The 19,454-nt window shown below is 31.9% G+C and carries 20 protein-coding genes, 1 pseudogene and 1 other annotated feature; of the genes and pseudogenes, 8 read left to right on the forward strand and 13 right to left on the reverse strand.

The features are described 5' to 3' along the window. Positions 1-2 precede the first annotated feature (2 nt). Together opp3C and opp3b are read right to left on the reverse strand one after the other, a co-directional pair. The gene (opp3C, locus tag EP747_RS12280) at positions 3-1,025 is read right to left on the reverse strand and encodes an oligopeptide ABC transporter permease (RefSeq protein ID WP_129690338.1); all 1,023 of its coding nucleotides are present in this window, start codon (positions 1,023-1,025) and stop codon (positions 3-5) included. Continuing rightward, on the reverse strand, positions 1,025-1,954 hold the full coding sequence (gene opp3b, locus EP747_RS12285) for an oligopeptide ABC transporter permease (protein ID WP_129690340.1): 930 nt from the start codon (positions 1,952-1,954) through the stop codon (positions 1,025-1,027). Before opp3b ends, opp3C begins: the two co-directional genes overlap by 1 nt. 807 nt (positions 1,955-2,761) lie before the next feature. Here opp3b and EP747_RS12290 point away from each other — a divergent pair. Both EP747_RS12290 and trpS read left to right on the forward strand, forming a co-directional pair. Then, positions 2,762-3,136: a DUF3899 domain-containing protein gene (locus EP747_RS12290; protein WP_129690342.1), complete on the forward strand. Its 375-nt coding sequence runs from the start codon at positions 2,762-2,764 to the stop codon at positions 3,134-3,136. Positions 3,137-3,194: 58 nt separating this feature from the next. After that, positions 3,195-3,423, forward strand: a binding site (T-box leader). Positions 3,424-3,483: 60 nt separating this feature from the next. Then, positions 3,484-4,482: a tryptophan--tRNA ligase gene (gene trpS, locus EP747_RS12295; RefSeq protein WP_129690344.1), complete on the forward strand. Its 999-nt coding sequence runs from the start codon at positions 3,484-3,486 to the stop codon at positions 4,480-4,482. Between the two features lie 219 nt (positions 4,483-4,701). Here the strand turns inward: trpS and EP747_RS12300 are convergent, their stop codons facing one another. The 6 genes from EP747_RS12300 to EP747_RS12325 form a co-directional block, all read right to left on the reverse strand. Continuing rightward, positions 4,702-5,454: a YjbA family protein gene (locus EP747_RS12300; protein ID WP_129690346.1), complete on the reverse strand. Its 753-nt coding sequence runs from the start codon at positions 5,452-5,454 to the stop codon at positions 4,702-4,704. Between the two features lie 215 nt (positions 5,455-5,669). Beyond that, positions 5,670-6,311 carry a DUF2268 domain-containing protein gene (locus EP747_RS12305; protein WP_165347021.1) on the reverse strand — a complete coding sequence of 214 codons (642 nt, stop codon included), beginning with the start codon at positions 6,309-6,311 and terminating at the stop codon, positions 5,670-5,672. Between the two features lie 279 nt (positions 6,312-6,590). Continuing rightward, on the reverse strand, positions 6,591-7,829 hold the full coding sequence (gene fabF, locus EP747_RS12310; RefSeq protein ID WP_129690350.1) for a beta-ketoacyl-ACP synthase II: 1,239 nt from the start codon (positions 7,827-7,829) through the stop codon (positions 6,591-6,593). 25 nt (positions 7,830-7,854) lie between these two features. Next, positions 7,855-8,790, reverse strand: coding sequence for a beta-ketoacyl-ACP synthase III (locus EP747_RS12315; RefSeq protein ID WP_129690352.1), 936 nt, complete (start codon positions 8,788-8,790; stop codon positions 7,855-7,857). A gap of 773 nt (positions 8,791-9,563) precedes the next feature. Next, the gene (locus EP747_RS12320) at positions 9,564-10,370 is read right to left on the reverse strand and encodes a hypothetical protein (RefSeq protein ID WP_129690354.1); all 807 of its coding nucleotides are present in this window, start codon (positions 10,368-10,370) and stop codon (positions 9,564-9,566) included. A gap of 240 nt (positions 10,371-10,610) precedes the next feature. Continuing rightward, complete coding sequence (locus tag EP747_RS12325; RefSeq protein WP_129690356.1) at positions 10,611-11,144, reverse strand: alpha/beta hydrolase; 534 nt, start codon at positions 11,142-11,144, stop codon at positions 10,611-10,613. 164 nt (positions 11,145-11,308) lie between these two features. Between EP747_RS12325 and EP747_RS12330 the strand changes: the two genes are divergently transcribed. After that, positions 11,309-11,497: a YjzD family protein gene (locus EP747_RS12330; protein ID WP_129690358.1), complete on the forward strand. Its 189-nt coding sequence runs from the start codon at positions 11,309-11,311 to the stop codon at positions 11,495-11,497. A 247-nt stretch (positions 11,498-11,744) separates the two neighbouring features. Here EP747_RS12330 and EP747_RS12335 read toward each other — a convergent pair whose 3' ends face one another. After that, positions 11,745-11,927, reverse strand: a complete 183-nt coding sequence (locus tag EP747_RS12335) for a YjzC family protein (protein WP_056473610.1) — start codon at positions 11,925-11,927, stop codon at positions 11,745-11,747. Between the two features lie 152 nt (positions 11,928-12,079). On the opposite strand from EP747_RS12335, the gene EP747_RS12340 reads away from it, so the two are divergent. Beyond that, entirely contained in the window at positions 12,080-12,895 is an 816-nt protein-coding gene (locus EP747_RS12340; RefSeq protein ID WP_129690360.1) for a Cof-type HAD-IIB family hydrolase, read from the forward strand. Positions 12,896-13,085: 190 nt separating this feature from the next. Further along, positions 13,086-13,229 carry a hypothetical protein gene (locus EP747_RS24235; protein ID WP_165347023.1) on the forward strand — a complete coding sequence of 48 codons (144 nt, stop codon included), beginning with the start codon at positions 13,086-13,088 and terminating at the stop codon, positions 13,227-13,229. A gap of 97 nt (positions 13,230-13,326) precedes the next feature. Here the strand turns inward: EP747_RS24235 and EP747_RS12345 are convergent, their stop codons facing one another. Further along, entirely contained in the window at positions 13,327-13,833 is a 507-nt protein-coding gene (locus EP747_RS12345; RefSeq protein ID WP_129690362.1) for a BsuPI-related putative proteinase inhibitor, read from the reverse strand. Positions 13,834-14,080: 247 nt separating this feature from the next. On the opposite strand from EP747_RS12345, the pseudogene EP747_RS12350 reads away from it, so the two are divergent. Further along, positions 14,081-15,312 (forward strand): annotated as a pseudogene (locus tag EP747_RS12350) (cytochrome P450). Positions 15,313-15,602: 290 nt separating this feature from the next. On the opposite strand, the gene EP747_RS12355 reads toward EP747_RS12350, so the two are convergent. After that, entirely contained in the window at positions 15,603-16,412 is an 810-nt protein-coding gene (locus tag EP747_RS12355) for a YitT family protein (protein WP_129690675.1), read from the reverse strand. Between the two features lie 213 nt (positions 16,413-16,625). Between EP747_RS12355 and EP747_RS12360 the strand changes: the two genes are divergently transcribed. Beyond that, a complete protein-coding gene (locus EP747_RS12360; RefSeq protein WP_097973689.1) occupies positions 16,626-16,754 on the forward strand; it encodes a DUF3941 domain-containing protein in 129 nt (42 codons plus the stop codon). Positions 16,755-17,000: 246 nt separating this feature from the next. Here EP747_RS12360 and EP747_RS12365 read toward each other — a convergent pair whose 3' ends face one another. Together EP747_RS12365 and EP747_RS12370 are read right to left on the reverse strand one after the other, a co-directional pair. Then, positions 17,001-17,852 carry a YitT family protein gene (locus EP747_RS12365; protein ID WP_268895632.1) on the reverse strand — a complete coding sequence of 284 codons (852 nt, stop codon included), beginning with the start codon at positions 17,850-17,852 and terminating at the stop codon, positions 17,001-17,003. Positions 17,853-17,951: 99 nt separating this feature from the next. Next, on the reverse strand, positions 17,952-18,827 hold the full coding sequence (locus tag EP747_RS12370; protein WP_129690364.1) for a S1 RNA-binding domain-containing protein: 876 nt from the start codon (positions 18,825-18,827) through the stop codon (positions 17,952-17,954). A 124-nt stretch (positions 18,828-18,951) separates the two neighbouring features. Here EP747_RS12370 and EP747_RS12375 point away from each other — a divergent pair, with 124 nt between their 5' ends. Further along, a complete protein-coding gene (locus tag EP747_RS12375) occupies positions 18,952-19,443 on the forward strand; it encodes a YajQ family cyclic di-GMP-binding protein (RefSeq protein WP_129690366.1) in 492 nt (163 codons plus the stop codon). Positions 19,444-19,454: the final 11 nt, after the last annotated feature.

Here is a 19,454-nt window from a genome sequence, read left to right on the forward strand (position 1 = left end):
AATTACTTACTCATTTTTGGATCTAAAGCGTCGCGTAATCCGTCAGCAATTAAGTTGAAACTTAAAATTAATAAGCTGATTACAACCGCTGGAATAATCATCATATGAGGGAAAGTTTGTAATGACTTGAAGCCATCACTTACTAAAGAACCTAATGATGCTTTTGGTGGTGCAATACCTAAACCGATGAAGCTTAAGAATGCTTCAGAGAAGATTGCACTTGGAATCGTGAACATCATCATTACGATGATTGGACCCATAATATTTGGAATTAAGTGTTTTGCAATTAATTGAGTATTTGTTGCACCTAAAGTTCTTGATGCTAATACGAATTCTTGATTTTTTAGTTTTAGCATTTGACCACGTACGATACGTGACATACTTACCCAACCTGTAATTACCATCGCTAATGCGATTGAAAGGATACCTGGGTTCTTAAAGATTAGAATAAACAGAATTACTACGATTAGATATGGAATACCCATTAATACTTCGGCAATACGCTGCATGATTGTATCTGTTCGTCCACCAAAGAATCCTGAAATACCTCCAAAAGCAACACCAATTACCATATCAATTACAGCTGCTAATAAACCGATTAAGATTGATACTCGAGCACCAGACCAAGTTCTTGTAAATATATCACGGCCTAAGTCATCTGTACCAAACCAGTAGTTTTCTTTAATTCCTTTATTTTTATAAACGTCATTTCCATATTGATCATATCCATCAAATGGTAAGAATTTTACATTTTCTAATACACCAATTTTTGGTGGTAATTTTGATCTTTTTAAATCTTGGTCTTTGTAAGAGTGTCCACTCATCATTGGACCAAATAATGTGAAGAGTAATAAGATGCCTAGGATAATAAATCCTAACATTGCACCTTTATTTTTCCTAAAACGTCGTCTTGCATCTTTCCAGAAAGAATCTGAAGGTCTAGATATTTTATCTGCATTATTCAAATCTACGTTTGCAGGTTGGAATAAATCAGATGAAATTTTTTGAGCCGTGTTGTTGTTCATTATTTATTACCTCCTGCTAAACGGATACGTGGATCAACTACACCGTATAAAATATCTACTACGAAAATTACGATTAATAATAATGCACTATAGAAAATTGTTGTACCCATAATTAATGAATAGTCATTTGTTTGGATTGAGTTAACGAATTGAGAACCTAGTCCAGGTACAGCAAACATATTTTCAATAACTAATGTTCCAGTCATTAAGTTTACAGCCATTGGGCCTAAAATTGTAATTACTGGGATTAATGCGTTTCGCAGGGCATGTTTTAGAATTACGCCTACTTGAGAAATACCTTTTGCTTTTGCTGTTACGATATATTCTGAGTTCATTACTTCAATTAATTCTGTTCTTGAGAATCGAGCTACAGTTGCTGTAACGAATACTGACAATGCAATTGTCGGGAGAATCGTGTATTTAAAGCTTTCCCAATATGCTACCGGGAACCAATGTAATTTTACTGCTAAATAATACTGTAAGATTGCCCCGAATACGAATGACGGAATCGAGATACCTAAAACTGCTAGAACAGTAGAACCGTAGTCATATATAGTATTATTTTTTAATGCTGCAACGATACCGAAGATTAATCCGATAAATGTTCCTAGTAATAGTGCTTGTGCACCTAATTGAGCTGATGGACCTATACGAGTTTTAATCATACTAGTTACTGTACGATTATCGTATTTATATGAATCTCCTAAATCACCTTTAGCAAGGTTCTTCATGTAATTTGCATATTGTACAGGAACTGGCTTATCTAACCCATATTTAACAAAAATAATTTGTTTTTGTTCAGGTGTTAATTTCTCTGGGTTTTTTAATGGCGAACCTGGTAACAACTTCATTAAGAAAAATGTAACAGTACAAATCAAAAATAGTGTGACAAACATGTAAATAAATCTCTGTAGCACGTAACGTCCCACAACAGCACCCCCTTATTAATTTAAAAAATATTTTATTTTTTTTTATTTTTTGATAATTCTTTCTAAAAATGAGAGCATTTGGATTTTTCCCCATACTCTTTCGTACCAATTATACTTCTGTATTCTTCGATTGATTTAACTTCTTGTCCATATTATTCTCAAACATGGGATTATTCATTTAATCCTTTTTTTTCATTAGATGTAAAATGGTGTAAATTTTTGCTTAAGCTTTTTTACCCAACAATGTAAGCGTATTCGTAATGACGCTTTTGGTCAATATTTTTTTACTGGAAAATTCTAAATTATTATTCTAAACTGATTATTTCTAACAATTTCTCCCTTTAAAGTTGAGCTGGGATCCTTATAAAAAAATAGCTTATTTAGATATTTATTCATTAATTTGGTAAAAAAATGAGTACTTATTTAAAATCAAATTGCAATTTTAGTATAACAAATTTATTTATCGTAACATATCTCACAATCCATGATGTATACCCCCTAAGATGCTAATGCAATGTAGGCTAAAATACAGAAAGTTAATATACAATTCTGAATTTTTATTGTAGAATTTTCGATAAGTATCGATTTTTTTCTACAAATTTTATTATACATTTTTATAAGAGTTTTACAACAATTTTGACAAATAAAATTAAATAATTTGTTAAAATAAAGAGAATTGTCTTAAAAATGCTAACAATTTAAAAATATTTTGTAACGATTAGTTGAAACTGTTTACATTGTTATTATAGTATAGCATTATTAAGTCTACAATATATAATTCTTTCCAATAGGAGGATCACAAATTAAATGTCGAAACACTATATTATTGTCGTATTATCAGCGATAGTACTCGGAGCAATCTTTTCTATCATCCAAGGAACAGTAAACTTTTTTCTTCATTTCACAAACGCAACATTCTATATTGGACTAACATTATTTGTTATTGGTGGTTTTTTATTAATCGTACAAAGTGGATTTTTTAATATCACTCGCTTTGGAATGCGTAAAGTATTAGGTACGAAAGATCAACAGATGGCAGAAATGACTGGTGATGAATCACTAACTGTTAAAAAGGATGTAATCTATAGAAGATATAATTTTTCAGTGACAAAACCGTTACTTATGGCTTCAATCACATTAGTTATCTTATCTTTTTTATTCAGTTTTATCATTATTTACTAAATGATGTATCAACATCTTGAAAGTTGAATATAATTAAGATATTATCTATAGAAAGTATATATAAGCTATGATGAAGAGTAGTACACAGATTTGGCATGTAAAGAGAGCTTGTGGATGGTGAAAACAAGTCATGCTCCCTGTCGAATGGACTTCTGAGCTTCGAACCGAACATCCAGTATTAGTAGGCTTCGACGTAACTCAAACGATAGATGAGAGCATGATTTCATGCATGAGTGATTCCTTATTTGGAATAACTAGAGTGGTACCGCGGTTTAATCGTCTCTATGTAATAGAGAGATTATGCCGCTTTTTTTATTTTATTTAGCTTTATTTAGGAGGATTTTAAGATGCAAACTATTTTTAGTGGAATTCAACCAACATCATCTGGAGGCATTACTTTAGGTAACTATTTAGGTGCCGTAAAACAATTCATTGAATTACAAAATGATTATAACTGTTATTTCTGTATTGTTGATCAACATGCAATAACAGTACCGCAAGATAGACTCGCTTTACGTAAAAACATTCAAAGTCTATCTGCAATCTATGTTGCTGCTGGATTAGACCCAGAAAAATCAACTATTTTTATCCAATCTGAAGTACCTGCACATGCACAAGCAGGATGGATGATGCAATGTATATCTTATATCGGTGAATTAGAGCGTATGACACAGTTTAAAGATAAATCTTCTGGTAAAGATGGTGTATCTGCTGCTTTATTAACTTATCCACCTTTAATGGCCGCGGATATACTTTTATACGGTACTCACTTAGTTCCAGTTGGAGATGACCAAAAGCAACATTTAGAGCTTACTCGTGACTTAGCAGAGCGTTTTAATAAGAAGTATAATGATATCTTTACGATCCCTGAAGTCAGAATTAGTAAAGACGCAGCTAGAATAATGAGTTTAGCTGATCCAACTAAAAAAATGAGCAAATCCGATGAAAATCAAAAAGCTACAATTTTTGTTTTAGATGATCCTAAAGTAATTGAAAAGAAAATTAAAAGTGCTGTAACTGACTCTGAAGGCATTGTAAAGTATGATAAAGAAAATAAGCCTGGTATTTCAAATTTATTAAGCATTTACTCAGCATTTACTGGTGAAACAATTCAAGAATTGGAAAATAAATACGCTGGTAAAAATTATGGAGAATTCAAACAAGATGTTGCAGATGTAGTAGTAAACGGCTTACGTCCATTACAAGAACGCTATAAAGAAATTATTACATCGACTGAATTAGATGATATTTTAGATGCTGGAGCTGCAAAAGCAAATGCCGTTGCAAATAAAATGATTAAAAAAATGGAAAATGCTATGGGATTAGGTCGCAAGAGAAAAAAATAATCCCTGTTATAGGTAAAAATAAAAAATAGTAATGGGTGTCTTAAAAAGTCAAAGAACTTTAGAGACACCTTTTTCTTTACTCCGAGGAAAAGGAGGAAATATGAATACTTATGTACTGATTCTATGTGTTTATTAAGTCAGAAATCATTAAAAAACCCACAAGGAACTTGATCACCTTGTGGGTCTTTTTCGTTTTGAGGCCATTTAAAATAACCTCTTTTAGTTTACTTTTTGTTCGTGTTCCATTTCCCATAGTTTTTCAAAGAAAGGTTGACCTTTAACGATTCTTCCACATAATTGCTCATGTCGCTCTGACCAACCACTCTTTATTTCATCATATAATTGAGACCAAATATCCTCAAATGACAAATCCTGAATTTGTTGATACGATCTTGGATTCCACTCAGTGTACCAATATCGAATCTCTGAAGGATTTTTTGATGAATGGAGTTGATCTAACGCCATAAATAATAACTGCTTTAGTTGTCTTTCTTTTCTTGTTAGTCCGCTCATAATAATCGGCGACGGTGACAGTATATGATGTTCTTTTGTTTCATCATTTACTGAATTTTGAAGATTATAGTGACTTTCTTCAATCTCAGCTGTCATATCATACACCATTTGTTCTTGCCTTGGTATTAAACGACTTTTTCGAATTGGAATATTATATCCAATTGTGTCAACCGCAATAATACCATTCCCGTCAGTTACTACAAAGCAATAATCTAGCTGAATACGTTCATGATTCTTTCTTACATAAGACTTTTGAAACACTTCAGTTAATAGACCGGAAGGAAGCTCTAATAGTTCATTTTCAATGTACTGATATAACTCTGGAGTAACTTTAATGACTGGAACTTGGTCTAATAATTCAACACTATCATCTTTTCTCCATTCAAAAAAATGACAGACATTGTAACCATTTTCTTCACCTTCAAACCAATTGACCCATACATCATGTAAATACAACATTTACTACCCCTCACTTCACAACTGTATGTAACTTTCAGTATGGTCAGTGATTCACTAATTTATTCCATTTTCCACTGAATTACAAAAAGTGTTTAACAAACTGTATGAAAAATCGTCAATAAATCACTAAAATATCACAGATTAAAGCTTCTTTGATACATTAATACTAAGCAATACATTATATACGATCTGATGTGCTCTGGAATCGTTTGCTTTCAAATTGAAATATAATGTATTGCATTTTCCTTAATCTTTTTACTTGGCGTTCGTAAAAGGATATCAGTTGACCATTCTGTCTGCTCTATACAACTTTTAACAATGTCATACCCAACACTGTAACCCAATAATTTTGGAATTCCGTTCCCACCATACAAGTATTTTGAAAAATTATTATCATTACTTGTTATTTCAAGTTTATCAATTAAATATTTTTTATAAAATAATTCACATTGCCTTGAAGAATACTGATTTGTCCATGATGCCTGAACTGCTTCTCCGTACTTATCTAAAACTGCAGTTTCGGCTAAACCTTCTAAAATCATTGCATCTAGTAATGTGACTTTTTTGTTTTTATATAACTTTGTCAATCTTACAATATGATGATACTCATGTAATAATACTGCTTTATGTTGTAAAATTCCTTCTAAAGGGGACAAAAATAAACAAATACAATTTTTATGTGCGATTCCACCCCTTTGATAAGTCGTGTTTTTAAACATACTTCCCGTTCTATGACAAGGTAAAATAAATATAGGTAGGTCAGGTCCATTAAATTCTCTTTTTAACTTCTCAAACTCTTCAGAAAGGCTTTTCCATATACTTTTATCATCTAGTTGTTTCAGATCATCTTTACTCAAAGTTGACAGCCTCGATAAACCATGGGAAAGAAGATATTTATATAAACTCTCCTCATTATATTTTGGAAAGTATGGTAAAAGTTTTTTCATTACCACACGTTTATCTTCAATAAAATCAACCCATTTATAAGTTGCTATTATCCCAAGTTAATCACCTCAATTTACTATAAAGTATGATAATTAACTAGTGAAAGTTACTTTTTTTTAAATTGTGATTTCTAATAAAAAAAGCTTAGGTAAAGACCTAAGCTCCGTGTCCAATATAAATGAATTTTAAACTTATTTAGAGAATTCTTTAAATGCTAAAGTTACATTATGTCCACCAAATCCTAATGAATTAGAAATTGCTGCTTTTACATTAAATGGTCTAGCAACATTTGGTACATAATCTAAATCACATTCGCTATCAGTTTCTTGGTGATTAATCGTAGGAGCAATTACTTTATTATGGATTGTTAATGCTGTAATGATCGCTTCAATTCCACCTGCTGCTCCTAGCATATGACCAGTCATAGATTTTGTTGAACTTATTGGTACATTATATGCATGTTCACCAAATACTTCTTTAATTGCCATCGTTTCAAATTTATCGTTTAATTCAGTACTTGTTCCATGAGCATTAATGTAATGAATATCTTCAACTGATAAACCAGCATCATCAAGTGCCATTCTCATTGCACGTGCGCCACCTTCGCCTCCTGGAGCTGGTGCTGTAATATGGTGTGCATCACCAGTTGTTCCATACCCAACGATTTCAGCATAAATCTTCGCTCCACGAGCTAATGCGTGTTCTAATTCCTCAAGGAATACGATACCAGCACCTTCACCAATGATAAAGCCATCACGAGCATTGTCAAATGGACGACATGCTTTCTCTGGATCTGGATTTAATGATAAAGCTCTAGCAGCACAGAAACCAGCAAGACCCATATCAGTAATCGGTGCTTCTGCACCACCAGTGATCATTGCAACTGCATCGCCACGTTGAATAATTTTAAATGCATCACCAATCGAACTTGCACCAGAAGCACAAGCTGTAACTGTACAACCATTTGGACCTTTAGCACCTGTTAAAATAGATACTTGTCCAGATGCCATATCAGGGATTAGCATTGGTATAAAGAATGGGCTTACTCGACGTGCACCTTTTGTTTGGAAAGTATTAAACTGTTCTTCATATGTTTCCATACCACCGATACCAGAACCAATCCAAACACCAACTTTTGGAGCAATTTCTTCATCAATCGTAAAGTTTGCATCTTCTAAAGCCATTTTTGAAGCTGCAATTGCATAGTGAGTAAAACGGTCCATGCGTTTTACTTCTTTTTTATCAATATATTTTTCAGGATCAAAGTCTTTTACTTCACCCGCAACTTTAACAGGGAAATTATCAGGATTTTTTCGAGTCAGAACACCAATTCCACTCTTTCCATTCATTAAACTTTCCCATACTGTATTTATATCATTACCAATAGGTGATACTGCACCTAAACCTGTAATAACAACTCGTTTTTTCATATCAAAAAATCCTCCTTCAATTAGATTATCTTCCGAATCGAAGTGCAATTGCACCCCAAGTTAATCCGCCGCCAAATCCAACTAATACTAATACATCGTCTTCTTTAACATTTCCTTTTTTATATTCTTCAACTAATGCAATTGGAATTGAAGATGAAGATGTATTACCATGACGATCAATAATTACACTCATTTTTTCTTTAGGAAGCTGTAATCTTTCTCTTGCTGCGTCCATTATACGAGTATTCGCTTGGTGTGGAATTAAGAAATCCACTTCTTCTTTTGTTAATCCTGCTAATTTTAATACAGTTTCACATGAATCTCCCATTTGACGAACTGCAAATTTAAACACTTCTCGTCCATTCATTACTAAGTGATCTCCACCTTTATAAAGATGTTTACCACCTGTACCGTCCGCTCCTAATTCATAAGAAAGAATTCCTCTACCTTCACTTACTGGACCGATAACCGCAGCACCTGCACCGTCACCAAATAAAACCGCCGTATTTCGATCTTCCCAGTTAACAATTTTAGTTAACTTTTCAGCTCCGATTACTAGAATTCTACTGTATGTACCAGTATTTACAAACTGAGCTGCAGTAACAACTCCATAAATAAATCCAGCACAAGCAGCACTAATATCCATTGCAGCAGCATTTTTAGCTCCAAGTCTTTCTTGAATTACACATGCAACTGATGGAAACGACTTATCTGGAGTAACAGTTCCAACTAAAATTAAGTCAAGTTCTTCTGCTTTTACATCTGCATCTTTTAATGCTTCTACTGCAGCTTCGTATGCTAAATCAGATGTGTCTTGTTCGTCACTAGCAATTCTTCTTTCTTTAATTCCAGTACGACTAACAATCCACTCATCTGAAGTATCCATCATTTGTTCTAAATCATAATTAGTTAACTTTTTTTCGGGTACGTATGAGCCAATACCTAAAATTCCAGCATTCATTAATATCCCCGCCTTACTTTTTTATTTTTATGTCTTCTTATTATTACCTGGTACTAATTTTATGAAATAATATGTACTTTGTCTACATTTTTATCTTTTAAAATCTAGGCTATGTAAAAAAGATGAATCATTTCTTAAAAAAAGAATACCACTCAATCGGACGAATCTCAAAGCCAAAGCGAATTTTTAAACGAATAGTATTCTACTACAAAAAAGGAAATAGTTCAAAAACGAACTATTTCCTTCACGCTGTTGAAAAACAACCTTGTCAATTAATTACCAAATTTTCGTACAAGGAGTTTAGTGAGGTTGATTTCCACTACAGGATGCTCGCTTTCCATGGGGCGAGACCTGAGCCTCCTCGGCGCGCCTGCGGGGTCTCAGCCTTCCCGCATATCCCATAGGAGTCGAGCACCCCTCCGTTCCAACCAACTTATACATCAAAAAAATGGTTACACTAAAAACCTAATTAAAAATCCTTTACTTAGCATAAAAGCTTGTTAATCAGTTTGTAGATCAATTAAGATCGAACATAACTTATTATAATAATCATTTGAACTTGTTTTTCTAAAAATTAGCTCTTAAATATTTTTAACTTCAAGAATAAACAATTAATAGAGTTTGTTAATATTATAAAACTGCTCAAACATATTACAATAAGGTTGACTTAATATACGTTTGACCATTTTATATTTCCTTTTATCATTCTTGAAACATGGATGAGTAAAGTATTTTCTTCTTACTCTTGAACCTTTAGGGTTAAGTTTTTATCATTAGTATAGATGAAAATGCTGTTGAATTTGCTGTTTTTGCTTTTGTATACCGTCCTCAAGTGAAGTTGTATTAATAATAACAAAAGGAGTTGCATCTATATAGTTTCTCAGTTGTGCGAACTTTATTCCTTCGATCATATTTTGTAATCCGGTGAAATTCCCGTCTTCTGGTAAGTACATACATTGTTTAGCTGTAATGATATATTTATGTTCTTTTAATTCCTTCTCGGAAATAATCCGAATTGCTTTACCTACATCTTCTACAAATAGAATTTCATTAGAACCGTATACATTTTTTATGGAAACATTTCTCTTTCCTAGGTCTTGAACAATCAATTCGTGTACTAAGCCTGCGGATGGCTCCCAAGGTCCATATAAAGATGGAATTTCAATAAAAGTAATATTGCAATCTATATTTTTACTCAATTCATTAACCGTTCTTTCTAAATCTGCTAATTCTTTTTTTGTAGATAATAAAAAGATAATATCCTTACTTTTGCCAATAATCTTGTTAAATTGTTCTTCTGTAAACTCTATACTATTAATTGAACCTTTTAACTTTAGTTCGTCATAAAAATGACAAATAAAAATAGTATCATATTGTTCATTCTCTAATAAAAATTGCTCTTCATCCAAAAAGATGACCCTTGCATTTCTTCCAATTGAGAAGATTTTTTCTTCACTTATTAAATCACTTTCATTTCCTTTTTCCATCACAACGGCTGAAACATCATTATATTCCATAAGTTGGCAAACTAACTCATATCCTATAAATCCACTGGATCCAATAACAGCACACCTTTTCATTATTAACCTCCTTCTTTTAGGAAATTTATTCAAAAAAAATATAGAGACTATAAAACAGCCTGATATTTTTTTAAAAACCTTATTAAGTTTTTTCCACAATCAAATTTTTTCTCTTCTAATGAAATCAAAATCGAAATCGGTAAATTATTTTTATGTCGTTCTTCTTCTAAAAGTCTAATATCGCTTTTCCATTTATAATGATTTCTTGTTGTGGTGTAAATTTTAATTGGTGAGATTGTTTCATAAAAAAAAACATTCTCTATCTATAACCATATATATATCCGATGCTTTATATGCTTTCAAAATTTCATGAACTGTTCTTTTATAGAACAGTTTATTTTCTCTTTCTAAATCTAATTCATTTTTTAGATTTAAAGAAGGATTTAATAATGAAATACTTCTGACTTTTCCCTTTAAGAGGCCAAGTAATTTACAAACGACTAATGCTCCAGTACCTTCCCCAATTATATGAATTGATGGATTCAAAATTTCTTTTCTCATAACTGAATGATATAAGCTTTCTGCCAAATCGACAGCATCATCAGAACCCCAATTTTTTCCATATAAATTTGAAGTGAATACTGTGTACCCTTCATCTGTTAAAGTTGATAATAGCTTTCTTTTATCAAAATGCTGCAATAAGCAACTATGTGCATTATCTACATAATGCGTATTCCCACCGACATAGAGTACTCCGAAACCATTCGGTCTAATAGGTAGATGAATAACTGCATATTGATCCTCTTGTTTAAAAAATCTCTCAGTTACAGGCATTCTTATCACCTTATTATTAATGTAGTATTTTTAGGGAATTATAAAATAGGTATAAAAAAATTCTTAAGTTACTTTTTTTAATTAAAACTTTTTAATTATAACTTCAATTATCAAATTTCTAGGTATATAATATGATAAGAACTAACTAGATAGGAGTGATTAGAGTGCGTTTTATTATGACATTGTTCTGGAGCTTTGTTTTATGCCAAATGGGAGCTTACGTTTTAAGTTCAATGACTGGCGGAGAATATAATTTCACAAGTGCTTCAGTTATGGCTGTAGTATTATCTTTAGCTATTTCAGTTCTTAGCGAAGCAATAATACCTAATGAACCTGTTGCAAAACACCACTAAAATCTATATATAACATATGTTGTAGCACCCAAAAACGTTCAACTTCGTATATACATATGTCATCAATTATGGATTTTGATAATTTATAAAATACTAAAATTTTGATAAATACATTCAATATTTTGTATATTGTAAACGCATAAAAGAGCGCCCTCGATCAACTAATCGAAAGCGCTTTTTTTAATTCTCTTTTAAGTTTTTATTGTTGGTTCTATTAGCCCATTATACTTCTTAAGTTTACAATCAATTATTTAAATTTAGATTTATATGTCCATTTTCTGTTATGGTTTTGTGTATCCGGAAAAACTTCTCCAGCCTGAAGTTTAATTTGTTTTGGGCGAGTTACGTTGCTTCCTGTTTCACCGATTTCTACGTATACCCCATTATTTGGTGCTTTGTCGCCTGGTCGAAATTGATGTGCTTGACCCATAATCCATTCCTCCTTCTTTTTAGGTTCTTATTGTTCCTCTAAAAATAAAGTTTTTTCTTTTAAAAAGATGGTATTATTAGTAATTATTGGCTTTTTATCCAATAATATTTTTTCTTAAAAAGATTAACATTAAAAAATAAAAGGTGATGAATATGAAAACAAAACACTTAATTGCACTAGATTTAGACGGCACCTTATTAACGGATGAAAAAATAATATCCGAACGTACTTTAAAAGTGATTCAACAGTTAAAGAATCAGGGTCACGAAGTATGCATTTCAACCGGTAGACCTTTTAGAGCTAGTAAAATGTATTATGATCAATTAAAACTTACAACTCCAATTGTAAACTTTAATGGTGCTTATGTTCATCACCCTCTAGATGATTCATGGGGTGTTTATCACGAATCACTACCTTTAGAAGTTGCAAAAGAGGTAATTAGTTCCTGTAGAGAGTATGAATTAAAAAATATGTATGCTGAAGTAATGGACGACGTTTACGCTGATAAACACGAAGAGGAGATAATCCCACTTTTCCACTACTTAAAAGAAGATATAATTCATGGAGATTTAGTTAAAAATCTTAGTCAAGCTCCAACTTGTCTTCTAATCGATAGTGAAGAGTCTCATGTTGCAAGTATTCGTGAGCACCTATCAAATGTCCACGCTGAAGTAATTGATCACCGTCGTTGGGCAGCACCACATCATATAATCGAAATTGTTAAAGCAGGTATGAATAAGGCAATAGGGCTACAAAAAGTAGCATCTTTCTATAATATTCCTCGAAAAAACATTATAGCTTTTGGGGATGAGGACAATGATTTGGAAATGATTGAATATGCTGGTCATGGTGTTGCAATGGATAATGCAATTCATCAATTAAAGAATATTGCAAACCACACAACGTTGTCTAATCAAGATGAAGGAATCGCGATTTTCTTGGAAGATTTCTTTAACTTAAAATTATAATTAATGGTACAATTCTTTGTCATTAATTTCAAAGAAAACTAATAATAACCACTTATAACAATTTGCTAATGGTGCATTCTATTAAGGACTTCACCGAAGGGATTATCCAATTTTTGATATTGATCAATTACTATTGGAAATTCTTGAGAAGTCAAAAACAAAAAGCTTTCCTATTTAGGAGGGAATCATAATGGGCAAAGGTAATAAGTCTAAGCGCTTTATTCAACAAAGTTCTGATTCTGTTACAAAGTACTCTGAAAAATTCCCTTATCACTTTACATTAGCTGAAGCAGAAGAGCGAAAAGCTAATAATAGACAAAGCTTTAATGCTTAATTTAAAGCATTAAAAACAAAAAACAACCATTGGAATAAACCTTTGGTTGTTTTTTATTTATGAGTACTCAGTTTATACGTTAGTTCACTGAAGAAAGTTACTGGTAAGAAACTGTTTGTGTAACTGGTTTAATTTCTCCATTAAGATCCTTCTCATTAACCTTTGATGCAACGATATTTGCAGTTATTTCATAATTTCCATATGGAAGGTTTTTATCTACAAAATTAACTTGCTCTTCCCAAACTTGTGATTTTCCATCAGGAATCGCAACATTTGTAATGACTTGTGCATATGCCATTTCTCGAGATGATTGATAAACTACTTGTCCACTCTCATCTTTAATTGTAAAATCAATTGTTTGTGATGAAGGGAATGTAAAATTTGCAGGGATTTTATTATCATTACGAATTGAATATTTCATCTTTACTAACCCGTTAGTTTCTGTAACTTCAAGTGTTGGTGAAAGCTTTTCAATGTCAATCTCATTAATTTGACCTACAGTTTGTTTTATACTTGGTGTTGGTTTTATTTCCTTGTCACTCTTTGCACCACAACCAGAAAGAAGTAGTGAACAAGCTAATAAGAGAATCGACTCCTTTTTCAAAATAATCTCCACCTTTTTTGTATCCTTATCCTAGATTATACCAAAAAGCTGAGAAATTACTTTAACAAAATATAGTGATTAAACCACTTTCTCACACAAAAATAAAAGCTCCTACTATTGCCACCTAATACATTTCCAATGATATTCCATATTCTACTACGTTGTACTCTATAAAAAATACTCTGACTAGATTAATGTAGATTAGGGAGTAATGAAGTTAAGATGATCATTTAAGGAGGAACACAGTATGAATAAAGAAGTTATTCCAGTTAATGAAATCACAAATTTCAAATCACGTTCAGACGAATTTTTTCCAATTAATTGGTATAAAGATATGTTACTACATCAACCCATTTATTATCATAAAAAACGAATACTTGGAATTTATTTAAATATGAGCATGTTAAACAGGTGTTAAGCAACTATGAATTTTTCTCAAGTGAAGGATCTAGAACGACTATTTTTGTCGGAGCTAAAAACAAGCAAGAAAATTCATCGTCTATAACAAACATTACTAATGTGGATCCTCCTCAACATAGAAAGAGTCGCTCTTTATTAGCCGCAGCTTTCACTCCTCGCAGTTTAAAAAACTGGGAACCGTGAATTCAACAGATTGCAACCGAGCTTGTAAATGACATTCATGAAAACTCTACTGTAAATATTGTTGAAGCCTTATCATCCCCTTTACCAAGTCTAGTTATTGCAGATTTATTTGGGGTGCCAATTGAAGATCGCAATCAGTTTAAAAAATGGGTAGATGTCCTTTTCCAACCTTATGACAAAGAAAGACTGGAAGATATTGAGCTACAAAAACAACAGGCTGCAAAAGAATATTTCCAATTTCTATATCCTATTGTGGTTCAAAAACGTTCGAATCTTTCCGATGATATTATATCTGACTTACTTCAAGCAGAGGTAGATGGTGAAAAATTTACAGATGAAGAAATTGTCCAGGTTACAATGTTGCTTTTAGGAGCAGGTGTTGAAACAACAAGCCATGCGATAGCGAACACTTTTTATTCATTGCTTTACGATGACGAGTTATTATATGGAGAACTAAGAAATAATATAGAATTAGTGCCAAACGCAGTCGAAGAAATGTTACGATATCGTTTTCATATGTCAAGAAGGGATCGGACTGTTAAACAAGACAATAATTTACTAGGCATTGAGTTAAAAAAAGGAGATGTTGTCATTGCATGGATGAGTGCATGCAATATGGACGAAAGTATGTTCAAAGACCCATTTTCTTTAGACATTCATCGTTCAAACAATAAAAAGCATTTAACATTCGGAAATGGTCCACACTTCTGTTTAGGTGCACCTCTTGCGCGTTTAGAAATGAAAATTGCATTAGAAGCCTTCTTAAAAAAGTTTTCTAGTATCGAACCAGTTAAAGAGTTTGAACTAGAAAACCATTTAACTGCTTCTGCAACTGGGCAGTCATTAACTTATCTACCAATGAAGGTTTATAAATAAGGATTAAAAAGCTAATTTAACATTGAATTTGAGAACAACAGATTGCTTCTGTTTTCTCTTTTAGATAACGCTAATTGTATTAGAATATTTGCAGATGATATTTAATACTCTTGAAAAATTTTTTACAGGAAAATCAAAAATTGTATAATCATTTAAGCGAGAATACTCAAAGTTCTGCTTCAATTTTTAATGAATTAAAAGGAAAACAAAAACTCGAAAATCCTGAATTGAAATAATTCTATTCATAAAAAAGACTAGCAAATTTCAACTTTTTGCTAGTCTTTATCTATTTAAATCTTTCTAAATTCCCCTAAAACATCAACGGTTTGTACCACATTAGTAAAAGCTTTTGGATCTACCTTTTTTATAATTCTTTCCAAATCATATAATTCATAACGAGATAATACAATCATTAAGATATCTTTATCTTGTTTAGTAAATGCTCCAGTAGCATTCATTTGCGTAATCCCTCGCACAAGTTTCGCATGAATTTCTTTCCTAAGCTCTTCACCTTTTGTCGTAACAATCATTGCCGTTAGCTTAACATGACTTGTATGAACACTATCAATCACACGAGTAGTAACATATAAATTGATTAAAGTATAAAGAGCTTTTTCCATTCCATATAGCTGGCCAGCTGTAACGATAATAATTGCATTAAACAAAAAGAAATAGGTTCCAACCGGTTTCCCTTTTGATTTTGAAAGAACTAAGGCGATGATATCTAACCCACCTGTAGATCCACCAAATTTTAATGTCATTCCAATTCCGATCGCAGCAATTAAACCACCAAAAACTGCATTAAGTAGAATATCATCAGAAAAAATTGGTTTAACAGGTAAGATTTCCAAAAATAATGTCATGATCCCTACACTAAAGAAACTAAAATACGTAAAGGAACGTCCAACTTTTTTCCATGCTAAGACGATAACAGGAATATTTAATAACGCTAAAAGAATCCCCGTCGTTGCTGTAAACGGAGTGTAGTCAGTAATAATATTTGAAAGTAACTGGGCTAGACCTGCAAAACCACTTGAATAAACATTAGCAGGGATTAAAAAACAATTCATTGCAAACGCATTTAAAAATCCACCAATCATTACTACAACCAGCTTAAATAACAGCTCTTTATTTCTTTCCACCAACTCTGCTTCCTCCTCAAAAAAATAAAACTTCTCTCTATATTAAAAAATTGCCTCTGTAAAAACATCATACTTGTTTAACAAAAGCCAAATGTAAAAACGAACACTCATACATAATTAAGGTGATAAAGGCAAACCTAACATTATCATTTCTTATAAAGGAGCTTAAATATGCCTACTAGTGATAATGACAAAAAAGCAAAAGATAATAACGCTATAAGAGAAAAGAAAAATGCACAAGAAAGTAAAAATGCACAAGCTGGTAAGAAATCTTTTTCTAAAAGTGTCGATCATCTTTAATATTTTAAAAACGTTTTAATCGATTCAAAAACATGTAGAATTTCATCCAATAGTTTAAGTATATTTAAATCTTTCTGAAAGACAATAAGAACTTTCTAAACTTGAAAAAGCCTTATTATTAATAAGATTCAAAAAATAAAACTGTTCAACTTTTCCATTAATTTTGGTAAAGGTTGAACAGTTTTTTATGAATTTTTTAATAAATAGATTGAGCTTAAATTCATTTTCCCTTTATTATTTCCACTCTTAAAACTTCCTAAATTCTCCAAATACATCAATTGTTTGAACGATATTTGTAAACGCCTTTTCATCAACTGATTTAATGACTTTCGATAGATGATATAGCTCATACCGTGATAGTACCATCATTAAAATTTGTTTATCTTGATTCGTAAAGGCACCTTTTGCATTGATTGCAGTAATTCCTCGCACTAACTGCGAATGGATTTCTTTACGCAACTCATCACCTTTTGTCGTTACAATAAAGGCAGTTACTTTAATATGACTAGTATGAATTGCATCAATGAATCTAGAAGTAACATATAGGTTAATTAATGTATAAAGTGCTTTCTCCATTCCATATATATAGCCAGCCGTTAATATAATTAACGCATTAAATAGGAAAAAGTATGTACCAACTGGTTTTCCTTTCGAACGTGATAATACTAGAGCAACTATATCTAACCCACCTGTTGAAGCACCAAACTTTAATGTATATCCAATCCCAACTGCTACAATTAATCCACCAAATACTGCGTTTAGTAAAATATCTTTTGAGAATAGAGGCGTTACCGGGATTACTTCTAAAAATAACGTCGTGATTCCAACGCTTAAAATCGTAAAATACGTAAAGGATGGACCTATTTTTTTCCATGCTAAAATAATTACAGGGATATTTAATATTGCAAGTAAAATACCAGTAGAAGCCGAAAAAGGTGTAAAATCATTTAATAAATTAGTAAGTAACTGAGCTAAACCAGAAAAACCACTTGAATAAACACTGACAGGAATTAAAAAACAATTCATCGCAAATGCATTCATAAATGCACCAAATATAACTACAAGAATTTTTATTAACAATTCTTTTTTGTCATTCACCTACAAGCCTCCTAAACATTCATATGTCTAGTATGCCTGTATATTGTAAAAAAATAGCAAAAAAACCACTTCACCTAGTGAAATGGTTTCAAAACCTAATTATTGCTCTTTCTTCTCAAACAGTTCTTTTGCGTATGTCCATCCGTCTTCTTGATAGATTTTATTTTCCTTTAATAATCTACCCATCGCTCGCTTAAACGAAGCCTTACTAATATTAAATCTTACTTTAATATCCTCTGCGTCGCTCTTATCCCAGTAAGGCATTGCCCCACCACGACTCATCATATATTCATAAATTTCATTTGCTTCTTGATCTAATCCTTCATGCACTCTTGGTAAAAGTGATACGTTAATACTTCCATCATCTTTCACATCAATAATGCGTCCACTTACCCTTTCACCAATGCGAGGTTCAGTTTTCCTCTGTGATTCATGGATAAAACCTATAAATCGTTCATCAGTTAAAATATAAGACCCTACTCTTAAAGTACGATAAATGATCCCTGTAACATTTTTATTAAGCATATTAGGTTCAGCTGGTACAGAAAACTCTTTCATAACTGGTTCAGTAGCAATTTTAATTAACAGTCTACCTTTGTTTGTTTGCTTTAACGTACAAAAAATTTCATCGCCTTCTTCAGGCCAAACTTCTTGAAGAGGTGGAAGGTCACCTTTTTCTAAAAGAATATCTTTTGAAATGCCGATGTTTACAAAAACACCCACTCCATCAAGTTTATCTACTACTTTTGCAAATCCATAACCTTCTGTTGTAATGAATGGCATTTCCATCGTTGCAGAAAGTCTACCTTTAGAATCATGATATAAAAATACAGTTACTTCTTGATCTATTTCAACTTCACCAGATGCCTCATTTTTATGTAAAAAAACTTCTTCTTGATCTTGGACAAGCATATACCCAATATCCGTTTCTCGACTGCAAACTAAAGTTACAATCTCTCCTGCTTGTAAACTCATTTTTTGTTACATCCTCTCTTAACTTTTAAACTAAAAATTATTATATCATGCTAACCTGAAAGTTTGTTACTTCGTCTATCATACACTATAATACAAGTATTAACGAATTGGAGGGATTCTATCTATGTCAAAAGAAAGTTCATTTGATATTGTTTCAAAAGTAGACTTACCAGAAGTCTCGAATGCGATTCAACTTGCTACAAAAGAAATCGCAACTCGCTATGACTTTAAAGGAAGCAAAAGCTCAATTACTTTAGAAAAAGAAGAACTTGTTTTAGTTTCTGATGACGATTTTAAGTTAGAGCAATTAAAAGACGTATTAATTAGTAAATTAATTAAACGCAATGTTCCTATTAAAAACCTAGACTACAGTAAAGTTGAAGGTGCTTCAGGTGGTACAGTAAGACAAAGAGCTAAATTAGTTCAAGGTATTGATAAAGATAATGCAAAAAAAATCAATACAATCATTAAAAATAGTGGATTAAAAGTAAAATCACAAATTCAAGATGATCAAATCCGTGTAACTGCAAAAAGTAGAGATGATTTACAATCTATTATCGCTGCTGTAAAAGGTGCAGATTTATCTATTGATGTTCAATTTTTGAATTACCGATAATATATACATAA

This window comes from Gottfriedia acidiceleris, from assembly GCF_004138285.1.
Taxonomy (GTDB): domain Bacteria; phylum Bacillota; class Bacilli; order Bacillales; family Bacillaceae_G; genus Gottfriedia; species Gottfriedia acidiceleris_A.

What these genes read in the sequence shown, in the direction of transcription:
- opp3C (WP_129690338.1), bottom strand. Translation starts at nt 1,025, where the DNA reads ATGAACAACAACACGGCTCAAAAAATTTCATCTGATTTATTCCAACCT.
- EP747_RS12290 (WP_129690342.1), top strand. Translation starts at nt 2,762, where the DNA reads ATGTCGAAACACTATATTATTGTCGTATTATCAGCGATAGTACTCGGA.
- trpS (WP_129690344.1), top strand. Translation starts at nt 3,484, where the DNA reads ATGCAAACTATTTTTAGTGGAATTCAACCAACATCATCTGGAGGCATT.
- EP747_RS12300 (WP_129690346.1), bottom strand. Translation starts at nt 5,454, where the DNA reads ATGTTGTATTTACATGATGTATGGGTCAATTGGTTTGAAGGTGAAGAA.
- fabF (WP_129690350.1), bottom strand. Translation starts at nt 7,829, where the DNA reads ATGAAAAAACGAGTTGTTATTACAGGTTTAGGTGCAGTATCACCTATT.
- EP747_RS12315 (WP_129690352.1), bottom strand. Translation starts at nt 8,790, where the DNA reads ATGAATGCTGGAATTTTAGGTATTGGCTCATACGTACCCGAAAAAAAG.
- EP747_RS12320 (WP_129690354.1), bottom strand. Translation starts at nt 10,370, where the DNA reads ATGAAAAGGTGTGCTGTTATTGGATCCAGTGGATTTATAGGATATGAG.
- EP747_RS12325 (WP_129690356.1), bottom strand. Translation starts at nt 11,144, where the DNA reads ATGCCTGTAACTGAGAGATTTTTTAAACAAGAGGATCAATATGCAGTT.
- EP747_RS12335 (WP_056473610.1), bottom strand. Translation starts at nt 11,927, where the DNA reads ATGGGTCAAGCACATCAATTTCGACCAGGCGACAAAGCACCAAATAAT.
- EP747_RS12340 (WP_129690360.1), top strand. Translation starts at nt 12,080, where the DNA reads ATGAAAACAAAACACTTAATTGCACTAGATTTAGACGGCACCTTATTA.
- EP747_RS24235 (WP_165347023.1), top strand. Translation starts at nt 13,086, where the DNA reads ATGGGCAAAGGTAATAAGTCTAAGCGCTTTATTCAACAAAGTTCTGAT.
- EP747_RS12355 (WP_129690675.1), bottom strand. Translation starts at nt 16,412, where the DNA reads ATGATTGGTGGATTTTTAAATGCGTTTGCAATGAATTGTTTTTTAATC.
- EP747_RS12360 (WP_097973689.1), top strand. Translation starts at nt 16,626, where the DNA reads ATGCCTACTAGTGATAATGACAAAAAAGCAAAAGATAATAACGCTATA.
- EP747_RS12370 (WP_129690364.1), bottom strand. Translation starts at nt 18,827, where the DNA reads ATGAGTTTACAAGCAGGAGAGATTGTAACTTTAGTTTGCAGTCGAGAA.
- EP747_RS12375 (WP_129690366.1), top strand. Translation starts at nt 18,952, where the DNA reads ATGTCAAAAGAAAGTTCATTTGATATTGTTTCAAAAGTAGACTTACCA.